Origin of the sequence: Mycobacterium sp. M26, from assembly GCF_001494595.1 — a bacterium.
Classification (GTDB): domain Bacteria; phylum Actinomycetota; class Actinomycetes; order Mycobacteriales; family Mycobacteriaceae; genus Mycobacterium.
Map to the genome: position 1 here is coordinate 742,662 of NZ_LN929907.1, position 17,169 is coordinate 759,830.

General features: G+C 68.2%; 14 protein-coding genes and 2 pseudogenes. 7 read left to right on the top strand and 9 right to left on the bottom strand.

The genetic code is table 11. From position 1 onward, the window contains the following. Nucleotides 1-51 precede the first annotated feature (51 nt). Together BN3385_RS03650 and BN3385_RS03655 are read left to right on the top strand one after the other, a co-directional pair. The gene (locus BN3385_RS03650; RefSeq protein ID WP_059015122.1) at nucleotides 52-651 is read left to right on the top strand and encodes an Rv1363c family protein; all 600 of its coding nucleotides are present in this window, start codon (nucleotides 52-54) and stop codon (nucleotides 649-651) included. Further along, a complete protein-coding gene (locus BN3385_RS03655) occupies nucleotides 648-1,337 on the top strand; it encodes a hypothetical protein (RefSeq protein ID WP_059015124.1) in 690 nt (229 codons plus the stop codon). The genes BN3385_RS03650 and BN3385_RS03655 overlap by 4 nt, the downstream gene beginning before the upstream one ends. Here BN3385_RS03655 and BN3385_RS03660 read toward each other — a convergent pair. From BN3385_RS03660 to BN3385_RS03670, 3 genes are read right to left on the bottom strand one after another with little or no spacing between them, the layout of a single operon-like run. Continuing rightward, on the bottom strand, nucleotides 1,324-1,749 hold the full coding sequence (locus BN3385_RS03660) for a CoA-binding protein (protein ID WP_059015126.1): 426 nt from the start codon (nucleotides 1,747-1,749) through the stop codon (nucleotides 1,324-1,326). The two genes, BN3385_RS03655 and BN3385_RS03660, sit on opposite strands and share 14 nt — an antisense overlap. Nucleotides 1,750-1,757: 8 nt before the next feature. Next, nucleotides 1,758-2,252: a hypothetical protein gene (locus BN3385_RS03665; RefSeq protein ID WP_059016357.1), complete on the bottom strand. Its 495-nt coding sequence runs from the start codon at nucleotides 2,250-2,252 to the stop codon at nucleotides 1,758-1,760. A 2-nt stretch (nucleotides 2,253-2,254) separates the two neighbouring features. Then, entirely contained in the window at nucleotides 2,255-5,134 is a 2,880-nt protein-coding gene (locus BN3385_RS03670) for an MMPL family transporter (protein ID WP_059015128.1), read from the bottom strand. Between the two features lie 267 nt (nucleotides 5,135-5,401). On the opposite strand from BN3385_RS03670, the gene BN3385_RS03675 reads away from it, so the two are divergent. The 4 genes from BN3385_RS03675 to BN3385_RS03690 all read left to right on the top strand — a co-directional run bounded on the left by BN3385_RS03675 (nucleotide 5,402) and on the right by BN3385_RS03690 (nucleotide 8,500). Further along, nucleotides 5,402-5,929 carry a hemophore gene (locus BN3385_RS03675; protein WP_059015130.1) on the top strand — a complete coding sequence of 176 codons (528 nt, stop codon included), beginning with the start codon at nucleotides 5,402-5,404 and terminating at the stop codon, nucleotides 5,927-5,929. A gap of 140 nt (nucleotides 5,930-6,069) precedes the next feature. Next, entirely contained in the window at nucleotides 6,070-6,435 is a 366-nt protein-coding gene (locus BN3385_RS03680) for a heme-binding protein (RefSeq protein WP_059015132.1), read from the top strand. Between the two features lie 57 nt (nucleotides 6,436-6,492). Beyond that, nucleotides 6,493-7,161, top strand: a complete 669-nt coding sequence (locus BN3385_RS03685; RefSeq protein ID WP_197415163.1) for a response regulator transcription factor — start codon at nucleotides 6,493-6,495, stop codon at nucleotides 7,159-7,161. A gap of 4 nt (nucleotides 7,162-7,165) precedes the next feature. After that, nucleotides 7,166-8,500, top strand: coding sequence for a HAMP domain-containing sensor histidine kinase (locus BN3385_RS03690; RefSeq protein WP_059015135.1), 1,335 nt, complete (start codon nucleotides 7,166-7,168; stop codon nucleotides 8,498-8,500). Here BN3385_RS03690 and BN3385_RS03695 read toward each other — a convergent pair. From BN3385_RS03695 to BN3385_RS03705, 3 genes and pseudogenes are all read right to left on the bottom strand, one after another. Then, complete coding sequence (locus tag BN3385_RS03695; RefSeq protein ID WP_059015136.1) at nucleotides 8,497-8,874, bottom strand: DUF3054 domain-containing protein; 378 nt, start codon at nucleotides 8,872-8,874, stop codon at nucleotides 8,497-8,499. The two genes, BN3385_RS03690 and BN3385_RS03695, sit on opposite strands and share 4 nt — an antisense overlap. After that, nucleotides 8,864-10,114, bottom strand: a complete 1,251-nt coding sequence (locus BN3385_RS03700; RefSeq protein ID WP_059015139.1) for a M23 family metallopeptidase — start codon at nucleotides 10,112-10,114, stop codon at nucleotides 8,864-8,866. The genes BN3385_RS03695 and BN3385_RS03700 overlap by 11 nt, the downstream gene beginning before the upstream one ends. A gap of 24 nt (nucleotides 10,115-10,138) precedes the next feature. Further along, nucleotides 10,139-11,313: pseudogene (locus BN3385_RS03705) on the bottom strand (lysylphosphatidylglycerol synthase transmembrane domain-containing protein); the annotation flags it as partial. Between the two features lie 77 nt (nucleotides 11,314-11,390). Between BN3385_RS03705 and BN3385_RS03710 the strand changes: the two are divergent. Next, nucleotides 11,391-12,542, top strand: coding sequence for an AI-2E family transporter (locus BN3385_RS03710; RefSeq protein WP_059015142.1), 1,152 nt, complete (start codon nucleotides 11,391-11,393; stop codon nucleotides 12,540-12,542). Between the two features lie 70 nt (nucleotides 12,543-12,612). Here BN3385_RS03710 and mmpL3 read toward each other — a convergent pair. From mmpL3 to trmB, 3 genes and pseudogenes are all read right to left on the bottom strand, one after another. After that, nucleotides 12,613-15,533: pseudogene (mmpL3, locus tag BN3385_RS03715) on the bottom strand (trehalose monomycolate exporter MmpL3). 49 nt (nucleotides 15,534-15,582) lie between these two features. Then, nucleotides 15,583-16,281: an NYN domain-containing protein gene (locus BN3385_RS03720; RefSeq protein WP_156432536.1), complete on the bottom strand. Its 699-nt coding sequence runs from the start codon at nucleotides 16,279-16,281 to the stop codon at nucleotides 15,583-15,585. Further along, nucleotides 16,278-17,072: a tRNA (guanosine(46)-N7)-methyltransferase TrmB gene (trmB, locus tag BN3385_RS03725; RefSeq protein ID WP_059016360.1), complete on the bottom strand. Its 795-nt coding sequence runs from the start codon at nucleotides 17,070-17,072 to the stop codon at nucleotides 16,278-16,280. Before trmB ends, BN3385_RS03720 begins: the two co-directional genes overlap by 4 nt. Nucleotides 17,073-17,169: the final 97 nt, after the last annotated feature.

Below are 17,169 nucleotides of genomic sequence, written 5' to 3' on the forward strand. Positions count from 1 at the left end.
CGTCATGTGGCCGTTCACGGCCCCGCAGGCAGGCCCGGTAGCCTCCCCTGCATGCCCGAGGCGGACCAGACGACGCCGGAACCCGACGCGACCAGCGCCCGGGTGTTCTCCGGCTACGGGATCGCCTCGGCGGTGCTGGGTGTGCTGAGCGTGGTCGCCGTCGTGCTCGGTGCGCTGGTCTGGTCGGGCCATCGTGACGCCACCGACGAACGGGCCTATCAGACCCGGGTGCTGGCCGCGGCCGCGGACTGGACCGGCGTCCTGATCAACATGAATGTCGACAACGTCGACGCCAGCCTGCAGAAACTGCACGACGGCACCGTCGGCGGTCTGAATTCCGACTTCGAAGCGGCGATGGCGCCGTATCGCAAAGTGATGCAGACCCTGCAGGCCAGGACCACCGGCCAGATCGAGTCGGTGTCGATCGAGGCGGTCCATCACAATCTCGATCCGGTCTCCGGACAGCGTCCGCCGGACCCGCCGGCGCTGCCACCTGAACTGGCCCAGCGCACCGACAATGTGGTCGTGGTTGCGACCTCGGTGAGTGAAAATGCCGGTGGCAAGCCGACGACCGTGCGCTGGAACCTGCGCCTGGGGGTCTCCGACGTCGAGGGCACGTTGATGATTTCGCGGCTGGAGTCGCTGCGATGAGGAACCTGGCCCGCGTCCTGGCATTCGACATCCTCGCGCCACTGGCCGCCATCGCCGCACTGCTGGCCATCGGCGTGGTGCTCGGCTGGCCGCTGTGGTGGGTGTCGGTGTGTTCGATGCTGTGCCTGTTGATCGTTCAGGGCGTCATCATCAATGTTGTTCTCTACCGTCGTGATTCGGTGACCGTGGGCACTGACGACGACGGGCCGGGATTGCGGCTGGCCGTGGTGGCACTGGCGGCCGCGACGCTGGTGGCCGCCGTGGCCGTCGGCTACACCCGATGGACGGTGCCCGACCGCGAGTTTCGCAGCGACACTGCCGAGGTGGTACGGATCGCCACCGCCGTGGCCGAGGCCACCGCGACGTTCGCCCCGGGGGCGCCGACGGCGTCGATCGACCGGGCAGCCTCGTTCATGGCGCCCGACCGGGCCGAGGCCTATCGCAACGAATTCGGCAAGGCGACAGCCGATCTGGCCAAGCGCAACGTCACTGCGCAGGCGCAGACCCTCTCGGCAGGCTTGGAAGCGCTGGGGCCGTCAGCGGCCAGCGTTGCGGTGGTGATGCGGGGCACGCAGACCCAGCCCGGGCAGCCGCCGGACAACGCGGTGCTGGCGCTGCGGGTGGGCCTGGCCAAACAGGACGGGAGCTGGCGGGTGCTCGACGTCGCACCCATCAACTCCCGATGAGCTGGGCGTAGTCCACCTTCAGGCAGCGGTCCATCACGACCTGCAGGCCCGCCTCCTGCGCCCTGGCGGCCAGGTCTTCGTCCCACAAACCTTGTTGCAGCCACAGGTATTTCGGCCGCGGGCTCAGGGCCAGGGTGTCGGCCAGCACACCCGGCAGTTCCTCGGTGCGGCGGAAGACGTCGACCATGTCCGGCACCACCGGCAGGTCGGCCAGGCTCGGGTAGGCCGCCGCGTCACCGATCGCGGTGATCGTCGGGTTCACCGGATACAGCTGGTAGTGACTGCGGCGCGCCAGGTAGTCGTATACACCGTAGCTGGGCCGCGCCGGATTGTTCGACGCGCCGACCACGGCAACTGTTCGGGTGTCGCGCAGAATCTGTTGCAGCACAGCTGAATCCGGGTTGGACCACACCGGCGGCGTCAGCTATCGCCGTTGGCTCGCTGAGCCCGCATCTTGGCGAACCGGTCCGAGAGCCTGCGCATCCTGATCATCAGCGACGCCGGTGGGCTGACGCTGGCGTCGAGATAGGTGCTCAGATCGGCCGGGGCCACCCCGATCCGGGAGGCGAACTCCGGCTCGGTGAGCCCGGAGCGGTCCAGCAGCAGCCGCACGTGGCGGGCCGCCTCGGCGCGCTCGTTGGCCTCCAGGTGATTACGGGCCCGCACCAGGACTTCGGCCAGCGCCTTGGAGATGCCGTAGGGCTGGGAGGTCTCCAGTACCTCTTCGACCTGACGCGCGGTGCGCCCGAACGGGTCACGCTTCACCGCGACCACGATGCGCTGCCAGACGGTGATGTCCCCGTTCTCCAGCGCCGCCCGGATGGACGCCGTCGGCCAGAACTCGACGGGGCGGTCGTCGAACGTGGTGGACGCACCCGGTGCGGGAACGGCATCGGGGCGGGAATCCGCTGCCACCGTCACCTCGCCTCCTCCAGGATCGCCACTGCCACCGAAAGGCAACGCTGCCTGACCTTCTCCCACTCGGCTGCACCCTCCTCGCCCGTCCAGCGGTCGTCGTCATCGGACGGGCTGGGGTCGGCGAGCGTGCGCACCAACTGGGTCGCGATCCATTGTTGCTCAGAACGCTGTGAACAGTAATACCGGTCCATCCCGGCGAGTACCACCGCAGCCGCCTGGTAATCCATCGCATCGACGAGACCGGCGAAGTCGGCGAAGTCGGCGTGGGTATTGCGGCACAGGATCAGGAATGCCTGCAGCCGCAGGGTCTCCGCGCAGGTCGGGATCTGTAGCCGGTCACCGGTGGGCAGCTGCACATTGGTCGTTTCGACCGGGCTCAGCCGCTCGACGCGGGGGTGTGCGGTGTCGGCCTCGGTTTCCAGCGCCTCCAGCGCGATCGCCAGTCGGCCGCGCCACATCGTGACCGGGTGAACCGGTCGCGGTGCGGCGGTCCTGGTGCTCAGGTAGGACCGGATCGGTTTGCGCTCGACGGTGGCGGTCCCGCCGGCCGGGATGCGCTGCGGACCGTGGCGGGTGGCGTCGTCGCTGCCCCGGATCCGCCCGGCCAGATCAGCGCCGAGGGTGCCGCAACCGGTGAAGGCCATCGGGTCGGCCACGCAGACGGCGTCCGGTGCCAGGTCCTTGAGCCGCGCGGCGCCCTTGACCACCATCTTCAGGTCGGCCGACGGCGGCACCAGCGTGGAGATGTCGTCCGGAATCACCACCAGATCGCCCAGGTCGACCTTGGGCAGCGGCTTCTCGAAATCCACCGACGGCAGGATGCGTTCCAGCCAGCGCGGCAGCCACCAGTTCCACTGGTCGAACATCGCCATCAATGCCGGCACCAGGATGAGCCGGACGATGGTGGCGTCGACCGCGATCGCCACCGCGCACGCCACGCCCATCTGGGCGACCAGGGGCATACCGGCGAAGGCGAACCCGATGAAGACCGCGATCATGATCAGCGCCGCGCTGGTGATGGTCCGGGCGCTGGTGGCCACGCCGTAGGCGACGGCATCACGGGTGTCACCGGACTGCAGATAGCGTTCCCGGATCCGGGTGAGCAGGAAAATCTCGTAGTCCATCGACAGGCCGAACGTCATCGCCAGGACCAACGGCGGGATGGTGCTGTCGATCGAGGTGATCTGCTCGAAGCCCAGCCCCTCCAGCCAGCCCCACTGGAAGACCATCACCAGGCTGCCGTACGCGGCGGCCACCGACAGCACCGTCATCAGGACGCCCTTGAACGCCAGGAACACCGACCTGATGGAGATCAGCAGCATCACGAACGCGATCAGCGCGACGAACACCAGCACCAGCGGTTGCTTCTGGGACACCTGGTCGTCGAAGTCCTTGATCAACGCGGTCGGCCCGCCGACGTCGATCTGTACCCCCGATGCGGCCGGCACCTTCGGCAGGTTGGCGCGCATCCAGTCCACGGTGGTGCGCGCCGCGAGGTCCTCGGGATCCACCGACAGCACCGCCGAGATCAGCGCGCTGCGATTGTCGTTGGAGAACACCGGCGACGACACCGACACGATGTTGGGCGCCTGGCTCATCTCGCTGCTGATCGCCTCGACGGCGGCGGCGTGCTTCGGCTCCGATGCGCCCCCGTCGGGGAAGGTGGCCAGCACGCGCACCGGCCCGAGCGCACCGGGGCCGAGTGCCTCGGCGGCCGCGGCGACACCGCCGCGGATCTCGTGGGACGACGGGAACTGCCGCTGCATGCTGTTGCCCAGCACCATCGAGAATGCCGGTGCCGCCATCAGCAGCAGTACCGCAGTCGCCGACAGCGCCGACAACCACGGACGCCGCATGACCTCGCCGACCCAGCGGGTCCAGAACCGCGACTGCGTCACGTCGCCGCGCCGTGACCACTGCAGCAGTGGCGACCGCCGGGCCGCCGACCGGCCGAAGGTGGCCAGCACCGCCGGGATCAGCGTGGTCGAGGTGAGTACCGCGACCGCGACCGCGAGGATCGCGCCGGTGGCCATCGAGCGCAGGATCGGGGTGTCGATCAGGTAGATGCCGGTCAGCGAGGCGATGACGGTCAGACCCGACAGCACCACCGCCAGGCCGGAGGTGGCCATCGCGGCGTCGGCTGCCTGTTTGGGATCGCGGCCGGCGCGCAGCTCCTCGCGGAAGCGCATCAGGATGAACAGCGAATAGTCCACCGCCAGGGCGATGCCGAACATCGACACCGTGGAGGTGACGAACACCGACATCGACGTGATCGTGGACAGGGCGTAGACCACGCCCATCGTCACCACCACGGTGATCAGGGCCAGCCCGAGCGGGATCGCGGCGGCGGCCAGCGAGCCGAACACGGCGAGCAAAACAATCAGGACGATCGGAAGGTTCCACCGCTCGGCCTCGGCGATGTCGTGCTTGGTGGTGGTCTGGGCGGCCGCCCCGAGTGCGCCCTGGCCGATGACGTACAGCCGCACCCGGCCGTTCTCGGTCTGGCCGGGCTGGTCACCCTGGACGCCGATCTTCTGGCGCAGCTGACGGGAGACGTCGACGGCGCCGGTGTTGTTGAAGTCCAGCCGCAGCGAGACGACATAGGGCCGGTCCGGGGCGACCGCTTTGTTCATGTCCTCGTAGGAGGCATCGGCCCGGGGTGCGGCGACCAGGGCCAGCGGGGAGGCGCCCTGGTCGGGAAAGTGGTCCTCGAGTTGGTACTGCACGTGCAGGGACTGCGAGTCGGCGACGTCGAAGCCGCCGCCGGTGAGTTGGTGGGACTGGGTCAGCGCCAGATAGACGGCGGGAACCAGGGCCAACAACCAGCCTGCGAAGACCAGCCAGCGGAATCTGCGCAGGTTGCTACTCAGGCGCATCATGAACTGCTGGATGGCGATCTCCCCGCATTCTCCCCGGGTTTCGTGGCTGCGAGCCTACCGCAGGCAGCTGTGCGGCGACCTGTCGTGAAATCCAGAATTAGCTGGATCGAGACCTCTTCGATGGCTGCGGCGCAGCGACGAAGTGGCTGCGCGATGCCCTGGATGGCAGGATGTGCGATGGCCACGTAAGGGTCGGGGACTGCGCTGCTGTGACGCCGTTGTGATGACGTCATGCCGGCGCGGATAGACCAACCCCGAGGAGTCCCGATGCCCAGGCCTTTCCCGTCTTCTTCCGCCGGTTTCCGGCGCGCGCTGGGTGGGCTGCTCACCGTCAGCGCGCTCGGCGGGGGTGCGCTGCTGGCGCTGGCACCCATGTCGGCCACCGCCGCCACCGACCCGTGTGCGGCCAGCCAGATCGCCCGGACCGTCGGCACCGTGGCGAACAACACAGGCACCTACCTGGATGCGCATCCGCAGACCAATCAGGCGCTGACGACGATCTCCCAGCAGCAGGCCGGACCGCAGACGCTGGTCGCGCTCAAGACCTACTTCGACGCCAACCCGCAGGCGGCCAAGGAGTTGCAGGCCATCCAGCAGCCGCTGACCAGCCTGTCGAACCAGTGCAAGCTGCCGGTCAGCCTGCCGCAGCTGCTCGGGCTGATGCAGGCCGCGCAGACCGGCGGTGCCACACCGGCGCAGTCGGTCGCCGTCACGCCAAGCACGTCGTCGTCGGTGTCGGCGGTCCCGGTGGGCAGCGGCCCGCTGCCCGGCCCGTCGGCATCGAGCACCCGCTGATCAGTCCCTGCGCGGCACCCGACGGACATTCTCACGATTGGTTAAGCTCAAGGCAGGAAAGTCGGCGGGGTTTCTGCTTAGCTTTCTGCAGTGGTAGTCCGTACGGATACGGCCTGATCAACCCTCAAAGGAGTACGAGAATGTTGCTTAATGCCCGTCTGGCCCGCCGCACGATGGTCGGAGCGATCGGCATGGGCGCTGTCGCCGGTGCGATTCTGGTTGCTCCCACTGCGCTGGCTGATCCGCCGCCGAACTGCACCGCCGCCGACCTGGCCGGGGTGTCGGCCGGGGTCTCTGCCGCCACGTCGGCCTACCTGTTCACCCACCCCGACGTCAACGCGTTCTTCACCGGTCTCGAGGGCGCCCCGCGCGACACCATCCGCAGCGAGGTCCAGAAGTACCTGGACTACAACCCCTCGGTGAAGGCTGATCTGCAGGGCATCCGCCAGCCGCTGGTGGACCTGAAGAACCGCTGCGGCGGTAGCCCTGATCTGCCCGCCTCCTAAGTCGCGGTGCGGGTAGGGCAGCAGCCCGCGCAGGAAGGCGCCGGCCGCACCGTCCTGATGGTCGATGACGATCCGGACGTACGAACCTCGGTTGCGCGCGGATTGCGGCATTCGGGTTTCGACGTGCGGGTCGCCGCCACCGGCAAGGAGGCGCTGCGCCTGTTGTCGACCGAGAACCACGACGCGCTGGTGCTCGACGTCCAGATGCCGGAACTCGACGGTGTGGCGGTGGTGACGGCGCTGCGCGCGCTGGGCAACGACATCCCGATCTGTGTGCTCTCGGCACGCGACACCGTCAACGATCGCATCGCCGGGCTCGAGGCGGGCGCCGACGACTACCTCACCAAGCCCTTCGATCTCGGTGAGCTGGTGGCCCGGCTGCATGCGCTGCTGCGCCGGGCCGGGGCCTCCGCGGAGGGATCCGACGCCGTCACCATCGGACCGCTGACCATCGACACCGCCCGTCGGCTGGTGTTCGTCCAAGGCGACCGGGTGGAGCTCACCAAGCGCGAGTTCGACCTGCTGGCGGTGCTCGCCGAGAACGCGGGCGTGGTGCTGTCGCGGCAGCGGCTACTGGAATTGGTGTGGGGCTACGACTTCGACGTCGACACGAATGTCGCCGACGTGTTCATCAGTTATCTGCGGCGCAAGCTCGAACGCGACGGGGTGCCGCGGGTGATCCAGACCGTCCGCGGGATCGGGTACGTGCTCCGGGCGGAGCCGTGAGGCCGTGAGGTGGCCCGGCCGTAGCACCTCCCTGCGCACCCGGGTGGCGATCGCGGCAACGCTGGCCGCTGCCATCGTGGTGGCGCTGCTGGCGGTGCTCACCTCCTTCGTGCTCGCGAATAACGATGCGGCACAACTGGATAAGCGGCTCGACTCGATCGTCGACGCCAGCATGTACCCCGAGCAACTTCAGGACCCCAAGCACGGCGTGCTGACGACGGGACGATCCCGGTCCACCGGGCAGGTGATGTTCCAGCGCGGGTTTCAGCTTCCGCAGCTGCCGCCGGGCACCGCCACCGTCGACGTCAACGGGGTCGACTACCGCGTGCGCACGGTCCCCGTCGAGCAGGCCGGCGGCATCCTTGTCTCGATCGGCATCCGCGAGGACAGCATCCTGTTGAGCCGCGCGCGAATTCCGGTGTACATCCTGATCGGCTCCACCGCCCTGCTCGTCGCCGCCGGGCTGGGCTGGCTGCTGGCCGGTCCCGCGGTGCGGCCCCTGCGCCGGCTCACCGAACAGACCCGGCAACTGGGCAAGGGCAGCGAGCAGATGGAGCCGGTACACGGCGCCAAGGAGGCCGAGGACCTCTCGGAGGCGATGGCCCAGATGTTGCGCCGACTCGCCGATGCACAAGCGGCGACCACAAATTCGCTTCAGGCGGCCCAGGATTTCGCCGCCAACGCCGCCCACGAACTGCGCACCCCGCTGACCGCCATGCGCGCCGACCTTGACACCCTGCGAATTCACGACCTGCCCGCCGACGAGCGTGCTGAAGTGGTGGCCGACCTGTCCCGGGCTCAGCGCCGGGTGGAGGCGATCATCACCGCGCTGGGGCAACTGGCGTCCGGACAGCTGGCCCGGGTGGAGGACCGAGAACTCATCGACGTCGCCGAGATGCTGGACCGGGTGGCCCGCGAGAACATGCGCACCGACACCGACGCGGACATCACGGTGGAGGCTGATGACGCCGGAACGATCTGGGGCTGGCCGGCGGGTTTGCGCCTGGCCGTGGACAATCTGGTGCGCAACGCCATCACCCACGGTCTGGCGACGCGGATCGTGCTCACCGCACACCGCGTCGAGCCGTATCTGATCATCACGGTCGACGACAACGGACGTGGGCTGCCCGCCGAGGAGCATGACGCGGTGCTGGGCCGGTTCTCCCGGGGCAGCACCGCCGTGGTGGGCGGCTCGGGTCTGGGCCTGGCGCTCGTGGCTCAGCAGGCGGCGTTACACGGCGGCAGGATCGAATTGTCCGACGGACCGTTGGGCGGGTTGCGCGCCACCCTGACTGTGTCGACCGCCGCGGAACCCGTGACCGCCGAGAGAGCGACCTAGCCGCGGCGCTTGGCGATCAGCGCCGCCGCCGCGCGCCAGCCCAGCAGGAACAGTGCGGTGACCAGTGAGGCCACCACGATGAAGCTGACCGCCACACCCTGAGAACTGGCTTTGCGCAACACCATTCCGACGACGACCGTCGAAACCCAGACGATCACACCGGTCGGCGCGACGGCGGTGGGCGCCCGCCACGCCCGTGCCAGCAGCCAGCCGACCAGCGTGCCCGACAGGAACGGCCAGGCCGTCTCGGCGATACCGCTGACCGTCAGCCCTTCGGCGTGGCTGCGCCTGCCGATCGTGCAGAACACCACCACCAGTAGCAGATCGGCGGCCAAAGACACTGCAGCCGAACGGTTTTCGCGTCTAGTTTCCATACGTCATCACATCCAGTACCAGCGGGCTGACATCGGTCTGCTCGGAGGGCTCGAAACCGGGCTGCATCGCCGCGGGTTGGCCGGCCAGCAGCGGATCGATGTCCGCGGCCGAGGCCACCCGGTTGACCAGCCGGAAACCGGTGAGCACGAACGGCAGCCCGTCGGACAGCAGCGGATCCGGGGTGCTCATCACGTGGAAATGCAGATGCGGTGCACTGGAATTGCCGCTGTTGCCCAGCGCGGCGATCGACTGGCCGGCGGTCAAGGCTTCGCCGACCTTGACCCGCACGCTCCCGGGCTTGAGATGGGCGTAGAAGGCGTAATTCCCGCCGCCGATGTCCTGCACGATGTAATTGCCGCCGTACTGCTGCAGAGTGAGGCCGGTGGGGTTCTTGCCGGGCTCCTGGTCGGGAAGGTTGTCGACCACCGAGATCACCGGCCCGTCAGACACCGCGTGGATGGCCGCGCCGTAGTAGGGGTAGCTGGTCAGTTTGGTCGGGTCACCGATGAGCATCCGTGCGTCAGGCTGCAATTGGACGTAGTCGATGGCGAAACGTTCGGCGGCCCACAGTCCGCTGTTGAGCGGGTTGACCGCCATCCGGTGATCGGTCATCGCGCAGCAGCTGTTGCCGTCGAGCCAGTTCGGCCCGGCCAGCGGCGGGGCGATCGCGATGGGCTTGCGGGTCTGAACCGGGGTCGGTGCCAGCGACTCGCTCAGGGTCGGCGGCAGCAGCGGTGGCGCCGGGTTGGCGACCGAGATCGTCACCTTGTGGGTCAGCTGGCTGGGCACCTCGTTGTCGGAGGCCGGGTCGATTGAGACGTCGAGCCACACCAGCGCGCTCTGCCCGGGCCCGATCTTCGTGGTCGGCGCGGCGGGGTTGCCCGCCACCCGCGTCCAGTAGCTCAGCTGGTCGGCGGCCAGCGACAGCAGGGTGCGATCCCCGCCCTCGACGTCCACCGAGTTGACGGTGACCTCCTGGCCGAGCATGTTGGTCAGCCGCACCTCGTAGGCTAGGTGGGTCTTGCCGTCGGTGGCGCGCACCGGCACCGGCGCGGCGACCACGGACCCGATCACCGGCGTGAACGCCGCCGGCTGGTTGGCGGCCGAGGTCGGCGTCGCGGTCACCGTCACCGTCGTCGGTGCGGTGACCGTGGTCTTGGCCGTGTCAGTACATGCCGCGACGGTCAGGATCGCGACTGCGCTGACCGCAGCGCACGCCCCCTGCCCCCATCGCTGCATTGTTGAATCCAATCACAGTCGCGCTCAGCGATGACGGTCGTCTTCGTGGCCGGGATCCGGCGGTGGCAGCGGCCCCTGCAGCGCGGTGTCGGCCGGGTCGGTGAGCCGACCCTGATCCGCGGGGTCATCCTCGCCGGCGAGTTCGTCGACCACCGCGTCGGGATCCAGCGCCCCTTCGGTGCGGAACATGAAGAAGAACACCACCCAGCCGATGGCTGAGATGAAGATCCAGCTGACCAGGCGGTAGATCAGCATCGCGGAGATGGCGTCGGGCAGCGTCATCCCGCTCGAGACCAAACCCGGCACCAGGACGGCTTCCACCACGAGCAGGCCGCCCGGCATCAGCGGGATCGAGCCGACCGCGCGGGCCGCCGCGTAGGCCACCGTCAGACCGGCCAGCGAGGGTGTGCCGCCGGCGGCATAGGCGGCGAACGCCAGGCAGGCGACATCAGCCACCCAGTTGAACAGCGACCAGCTGAACGCCACCCCGAGCTCGCGGCGGTTCAGGCTCACCGATTCCAGCTGCGCCAGCGTCTCGCGCCACTTGCGCAGACCTGTCTCCGGCGGCTTGCCGCGTGCCGAGTTCACCCAGCCCAGGACCCGAACACCGATCCCGTCGATCAGTTCGGGTCGCGTCGCCACCGCCTGGGCGAGCAACAGCAGCGCGACGAACCCGCCGAGGGTGAACAGCAGCGAGAACGGATTGTTCTTGGCGCCCAACAGAAATGCGCCGCCGAGGCCGAGTAGAGCCAGGCCGACCACCTGCAGTGCACCCGACATCACCAGCTGCCAGGAGGCCACCACCGGTGAGGCGCCCCAGGACCGCTGCTGGCGGTAGACGAACGTCGCCGAGAGCACCGGGCCGCCGGGCATGGTGGTGCTCAGCGCGTTGCCCGCGTAGAACGCCGCCTCCGAGCGCCACTGGTGCACGATCACCCCGGCCGAGCGCAGCAGGGTGCGCTGAATCTGGGCGAAACTGTGCATCGACAACACCGCGGCCGCGACCGAGGCCAGCACCCACCACCAGTTGGCCGACAGCAGACTCATCCACGCCTTGGCCAGTTGGTCCCACACCAGGGACGCTTCGACGGCCAGGACGAGCAGAGCGAGGCCGATCACCGCCCAGCGGACCCACCACCACTTCCCGCGTGCCGGGGGTTCGTGTTCCTCGCGGGCGGCGTCGACCGGCGCGTCGTAGGACACGTGCTTCAGGGTAACGGCGGACGATGCCGTCGACGGTCTTCGCCGCGTGTCGGCTTCTGGTTAGGCTGACCCGATGCCGGCAAGCCCAACCTCAGATGACGACGCGGTTGACCCGCTGATCCGCAAGGCCGCCGCCTGGTCGTGGCGCCTGTTGGCGATCGCCGGCGTGGCCGCGGTGCTGCTGTGGCTGGTGGCCAAACTCCAGGTGATCATCGTGCCGGTGGCCCTGGCCACCATGGTGGCCGCGCTGATGCTGCCGGCGGTGGACTGGCTGGACCGCCGTGGCGCGCCGCGCGGAGGTGCGGTGGCGCTGGTGATCCTCGGTGGCTTCGGGGTGTTCGGCGGAATCCTGACTTTCGTTGTCAGCCAATTCGTTTCGGGCCTACCCAGCTTGGTCGAACAGGTCACCCGCAGTATCGACAGCTTGCGCAACTGGCTCATCGAGGGCCCTGCGCATCTGAGCCGGGAACAGATCGACAACGCTGGCAACACCGCGATCAAAGCGTTGCGCGACAACCAGGAGAAGCTGACCACCGGGGCGCTGTCCACCGCGGCCACCCTGACCGAGATTATCACCGGCGCGTTCCTGGTGCTGTTCACCCTGATCTTCCTGCTGCACGGCGGCCGCAACATCTACGAGTTCGTCACCCGGATCGTGCCCCGGGGAACTCGCGGACGGGTCCGCGCCGCAGGTAAGGCCGGGTTCGGCTCGCTGATCGGCTACGTCCGGGCCACCTTCCTGGTCGCGCTGGTCGATGCCGTCGGTATCGGCACCGGCCTTGCCATCATGGGTGTGCCGCTGGCGCTGCCGCTGGCCTCGCTGGTGTTCCTGGGCGCCTTCATTCCGCTGGTCGGTGCGGTGGTCAGCGGTCTGCTGGCCGTGATCGTCGCGCTGCTGGCCAAAGGCTTCGTCTACGCGCTCATCACGCTCGGGCTGATCGTCGCGGTCCAGCAGCTGGAGGCCCACATTCTGCAGCCGTTCGTGATGGGCCGCGCCGTGGCCATCCATCCGCTGGCCATCGTGCTGGCCATCACCGCAGGCGGTGTGCTCGCCGGCATCGTCGGCGCCCTACTCGCGGTGCCGTTGCTGGCCTTCCTCAACAGCGCCATCCGGGTGTTGGTCGCCGACGATCCCGCGCAGGAAGCCGCCGAGCTCGAGGACGTCGACGACGCGGTGGTCATCGCGGCCGAACCCGACGAAGTGCCGCCGAAGCCGACGCACTGACCCCGGCCAGCATTGAGACAGTACTGAGAGCGAAATTCGGCGTGGATCTTCGCTCTCAGTGCGGTCTCAACTAGAGGCGGCCTTCGCGGCGTAGCAGGTCCGCGGCGCTGACGCCACCGCCGCGGCGGGGACGCTCCTCGCTGTCCTTCTTGCCGCGAGCATTGAGCTGCTCGGTGGCCACCTCGGAGTCACCCGAGTCGGGCCGGCTGATCGGGATCGCCCGGGTCTCCTCCGCCGAGATCGACGCGGGAACGTCGTCGGCAGCCTCGGCGTCGCGCGGGATGGCCGTGGTGGCATCCTCGGGCGGCGTCATGGCGCGGGTCGGCTCGGCCGACGGCTGCGGCGCCGCCGGCGCCGGCGGAGTCTTGCCGCGCAGTTCACCCAGCCACGACTCGATCTCGCGATCGGGGGTCGGCGGTGTGGGCCGGCTGGAACGGGCCGCCGCGGAGGCGTTATTCACCGCATTACGCACCGCGTTCTTGGCCACCGCGAACCTGGTGGTCGGCGCCTCGTTGGCCGGCACCTGCGGGTCAGCCAACCGGGCGGTACCGGCGGCCGACGGCGGCTCCTGCGGCACCGGCGGGGCTTGGTACTCGGCACGGCCCACTACGCGCCGCGCGGAGCCGGGCGGGCCTCGGGATGGGTGGGATCGGGGGCCGGGCGTGCGGGCACCGGTGCGCCCGCCCCGACCAGGGCCTCGGCCGGCTCCCGCACGACGGGACGCTTGCGCTCGTCGGGCAGGTGGGTCTCACCCAGGCCGATCTTGTTCTGCAGGCGCTTCATCCAGCGCGGCGCCCACCAGCAGTCGTCGCCGAGCAGCTTCATGATGGCCGGCACCAGGAACATCCGGACGATGGTCGCGTCCAGCAGCAGTGCGATGAGCAGGCCGAACGCCAGGTACTTCATCATCACCAGGTCGGAGAACACGAACGCGCCCGCCACCACGGCCAGCACCAGCGCCGCGGCGGTGATCAGCCGGCCGGTGGTGGCCGTACCGATCCGGATGGCCTCGGTGGTGGACATCCCGCGTTCGCGGGCCTCCACCATGCGGGATACCAGGAACACCTCGTAGTCGGTGGACAGACCGTAGATGACCGCGATGATCAGGCCGATCATCGGCGCCATCAGCGGCTGTGGTGTGTAGTTCATCAGCCCGGAGCCATGCCCGTCGACGAACATCCACGTCAGCACGCCCATGGTCGAGCCGAGCGTGAGCGCACTCATCAACGCGGCCTTGATCGGCAGCACCAGCGATCCGAATGCCAGGAACATCAGGATCGTGGTGGTGGTGATCAGTAACACCACCATCAGTGGCAGTTTGTCGAACAGGCTGTGGATACTGTCCTGCTCGAGTGCCGGGGTGCCGCCGACGTAGAGAGTGACGCCCTTCGGTGGCGTGATCGCGCGTAGCTCACCGATCTTCTTGCTGGCGTCGTTGCGGTTGATTAGGCCGTTCTGTATCACCCGGACCGTCGGGTCTTTGGAGGCGCCGTCGAGGTACGACCGCTCCTTCCACATCGCGTCAGGGTTATTGTCGGGGTCGGTGAACCCGCTGACCGACATGGCCCGGTTGCGGATCTCGGCGACCTGCTGATCGGTGACGGGCTCGCCGTCGGTGCTCTTCATCACGAGCGTGATGGGCTCGGTGCGGAAGCCGGGGAAGATCTTGTCGAACTCTTCCTGGGCTTGGCGGACCTGGTTGTCCGGCGGTAGGTACTTCTCGCTGATGCCGCCGAGCGACAGCTTTCCGAGCGGGATGATCAGCACGATCATGAAGATGACGATCGGGGCGGCGAACAGGATCGGCCGCTTCATCACCCGGTTGACGAGCTTGCCCCAGAATCCGTTCTCGACTTCTTCGCGGGTCTTGGTCTTCTGGGTCTTCTCGGCGAACCAGTCGATGATCCGGCGGGAGAACGTCCAGTTGCGCAGGAACGGCACCCGCAGCAGGGTGCGCACGCCGAGCGCGTCGACGTTGGGGCCGAGGATGGCCAGGATCGCGGCCAGCACGGTGATCGACAGGATGGCCGCCAGCATCACCGAGGCGATGATCGCGTAGGTGATCGACTTCAGGAAGCCCTGCGGGAACAGCAGCAGCGGCAGCGACGAGGCAACGATGATCACCGCCGAGAACACCACCGTGCGTCCCGACGTCATCATCGTGCGGCGGATCGCGGTCTCGGTGTCGTAGCCCTCGGCGATCTCTTCTCGGAACCGGCTGACGATGAACAGGCCGTAGTCGATGGCGATACCGAGGCCGATCAGCGTCACCACGGGTTGGGCGAAGAAGTGCACCGGGGTGAAGTCGGCGATGATCCGCATGATGCCGAGGGCACCGAGGATCGACAGGCCACCGATGATCGCGGGGAGGCTGGCGGCGACCACGCCGCCGAACACGAAGAAGAGCAGAACCGCCACCAGCGGGATGGCGGCCACCTCGGCGCGCTGCTGGTCCTCACCGATGGTTCCGGTCAGTTCGGAGGCCAACGGCTGCAGGCCGGCGAGTTTGACGTCGACGCCGTCGATGAAGAAGTCCTTGTCGACCTTCTTGTAGTTGTTCAGAATCGTGTCGTCGTCGTTGCCCTTGAGCTGGATCGACATGAACGCGTGCTTCTTGTCCGCGTCGGCCATCGTGGTCAGCAGCTCGGGGTTCTTGAAGTAGCCGATCGACCGCAGGATCTCGTCCGGGTGGTCCTTTTCGACCTGAGCGAGGTTGTCGAGGATCTTCTTCTTGAATGCCGGATCGTCGACGGTCTTGCCGTCGGGCGCGGTGTAGATGGCCACGATGTGGCCGGAGGTGTCACGGCCGTAGGCCGCGTCGGCGATCAGCGAGGCCTTCACCGACTGACTGCCCTCGTCGTAGAACCCGCTCTGCGTGACGTGCTTGCCGAGGCTGGCACCGTAGATGCCGCCGCCGACGCACAGCGCGACCATGACTGCGATCACGATGTATCGATAGCGATACACAGTTCGACCCCACCAGGCGAACACGTAATCTCCTAACTAAGTCTTCTGCGACCTGCGCATCGGGTGCTCCTGCTCAGACCCGCGATGTCAATAGCGAGGACAGCGGCCGGAACGGCTGTAGCCACGCCCCTTGCTCTGGTAGCGAATCTAGGCCGATTCGCGGCAGCGGCTCCCGGAAAACACCAGGAATGTCCTCCAGGTCGACGAACTCCAAGGTATCCGACGCTAATGCCCAGCTCGCATGTTCGCGAAATCCGAGCACGGAGACCGGGATGCCGGTGCGGGCGATGTCTTCCAGCGGCGTCCGGAACGCCTGACCGTCGGCGGAGGCCACCAGGACGGCTGCCAGCCCCTCACTGCGCCGCAGGGCGATGTGGGCGAGCATGTCACTGTCGACGTCGCTGTCCTCGTCGATCTTCGGCTTGGCGAAGACCGCGAAGCCCACGTTACGCAGTGCCTCCACCCAGGGGCGAACAACATCAGCGCTGCCAGGGGCGATGTTGGTGAACACTGTGGCCTCGGGTTCCACCGAGATCTCGGGCTGACCGGCGGCCAGCTCGCTGGTGCGGCCCAGTAGCCAGCGGCCCAGCGCGTCGAAGCGCGGCCGGTGCGCTGCCGTCGGCCGCCCGCCCAGGATGGATCCCAGGCCCATGTCGAGATTCGGGGCGTCCCACACCAACAGGACCCGGCGGATGGTCGGGGTGGTCTCGTCGCCGTCTTCGGGTGGCACGTCCGCATCCGGAGCGTGGTCGGTGTCTTCCATCACACTCATGGGCGTCGCACCCAGATCAGTTCGGTGACCGCACTGCCCGCGTCGTGCGCCTTGCCCTCGTACTTGGTGGTCGGCCGCTGCACCGAGATGGGGAGTTCCTCGTCCGCAGTGGCGCGGCGCAGCAAAGGTTCGGCGTCGCCGACTTCGGCGATCTGCTCGGCGTAGCCGGCGTGATCGGTGGCCGCGTGCAGGACACCGCCCGGGCGCAGCCGGTCGGCGATCAGCGCCACGGTCTCGGCTTTGAGCAGCCGGCGTTTGTGGTGGCGTGACTTCGGCCACGGATCGGGAAAGAACACCCGCGCCCCGGTCAGCGACCCGCTCGCCACCATGTTCTCCAGGACGTCGACACCGTCACCGCGGACGAGTCTGATGTTGGTGACCTGGTGCCGGTCGATCGCACTGAGCAGCTGGGCCAGCCCGCGCCGATAGACCTCAACGGCCACGACATCGATATCGGGCTCGTCCTGCGCCATTGCCAGCGTTGAGGTACCCGTTCCGCAGCCGATCTCCAGCACGACCGGCGCCTGACGGCCGAACCAGGCCGCGGTGTCGAGCAGGCCGGCGGGCTCGTCGCCGCTGAGCCGATTCCCCGGGTCGCTGCGCTCCTGCCCGCCGGGCCGGGCCTGCGTGCCGAGGTCTGACCAGCGTCTGTCCCACAGTTCCTGCTGGGGCTCGGTCAGCGTCGAGCGCCGGTTGCGGAAGCTCGTGATTCGCCGATGACCATGCGCCGGCCCGAGGGTTTCGGGCGTGGCGGAGCCACCGTGGGCATGCATCCGTCCATCGTCGCTCATGAACACGGGTGTACCCGCACCGTGGTGCAGATTGATACCCAACAGTTGCCTTCCCCTGGTAGTGGCTCGCGCCATAGCCGCACTGATGCCACCATGA

Excerpts from the sequence above, each read along its gene's own strand:
- BN3385_RS03650 (WP_059015122.1), top strand. The coding sequence starts at position 52 with ATGCCCGAGGCGGACCAGACGACGCCGGAACCCGACGCGACCAGCGCC.
- BN3385_RS03655 (WP_059015124.1), top strand. The coding sequence starts at position 648 with ATGAGGAACCTGGCCCGCGTCCTGGCATTCGACATCCTCGCGCCACTG.
- BN3385_RS03670 (WP_059015128.1), bottom strand. The coding sequence starts at position 5,134 with ATGATGCGCCTGAGTAGCAACCTGCGCAGATTCCGCTGGCTGGTCTTC.
- BN3385_RS03675 (WP_059015130.1), top strand. The coding sequence starts at position 5,402 with ATGCCCAGGCCTTTCCCGTCTTCTTCCGCCGGTTTCCGGCGCGCGCTG.
- BN3385_RS03680 (WP_059015132.1), top strand. The coding sequence starts at position 6,070 with ATGTTGCTTAATGCCCGTCTGGCCCGCCGCACGATGGTCGGAGCGATC.
- BN3385_RS03685 (WP_197415163.1), top strand. The coding sequence starts at position 6,493 with ATGGTCGATGACGATCCGGACGTACGAACCTCGGTTGCGCGCGGATTG.
- BN3385_RS03695 (WP_059015136.1), bottom strand. The coding sequence starts at position 8,874 with ATGGAAACTAGACGCGAAAACCGTTCGGCTGCAGTGTCTTTGGCCGCC.
- BN3385_RS03700 (WP_059015139.1), bottom strand. The coding sequence starts at position 10,114 with ATGCAGCGATGGGGGCAGGGGGCGTGCGCTGCGGTCAGCGCAGTCGCG.
- BN3385_RS03710 (WP_059015142.1), top strand. The coding sequence starts at position 11,391 with ATGCCGGCAAGCCCAACCTCAGATGACGACGCGGTTGACCCGCTGATC.
- BN3385_RS03720 (WP_156432536.1), bottom strand. The coding sequence starts at position 16,281 with ATGAGTGTGATGGAAGACACCGACCACGCTCCGGATGCGGACGTGCCA.
- trmB (WP_059016360.1), bottom strand. The coding sequence starts at position 17,072 with ATGAGCGACGATGGACGGATGCATGCCCACGGTGGCTCCGCCACGCCC.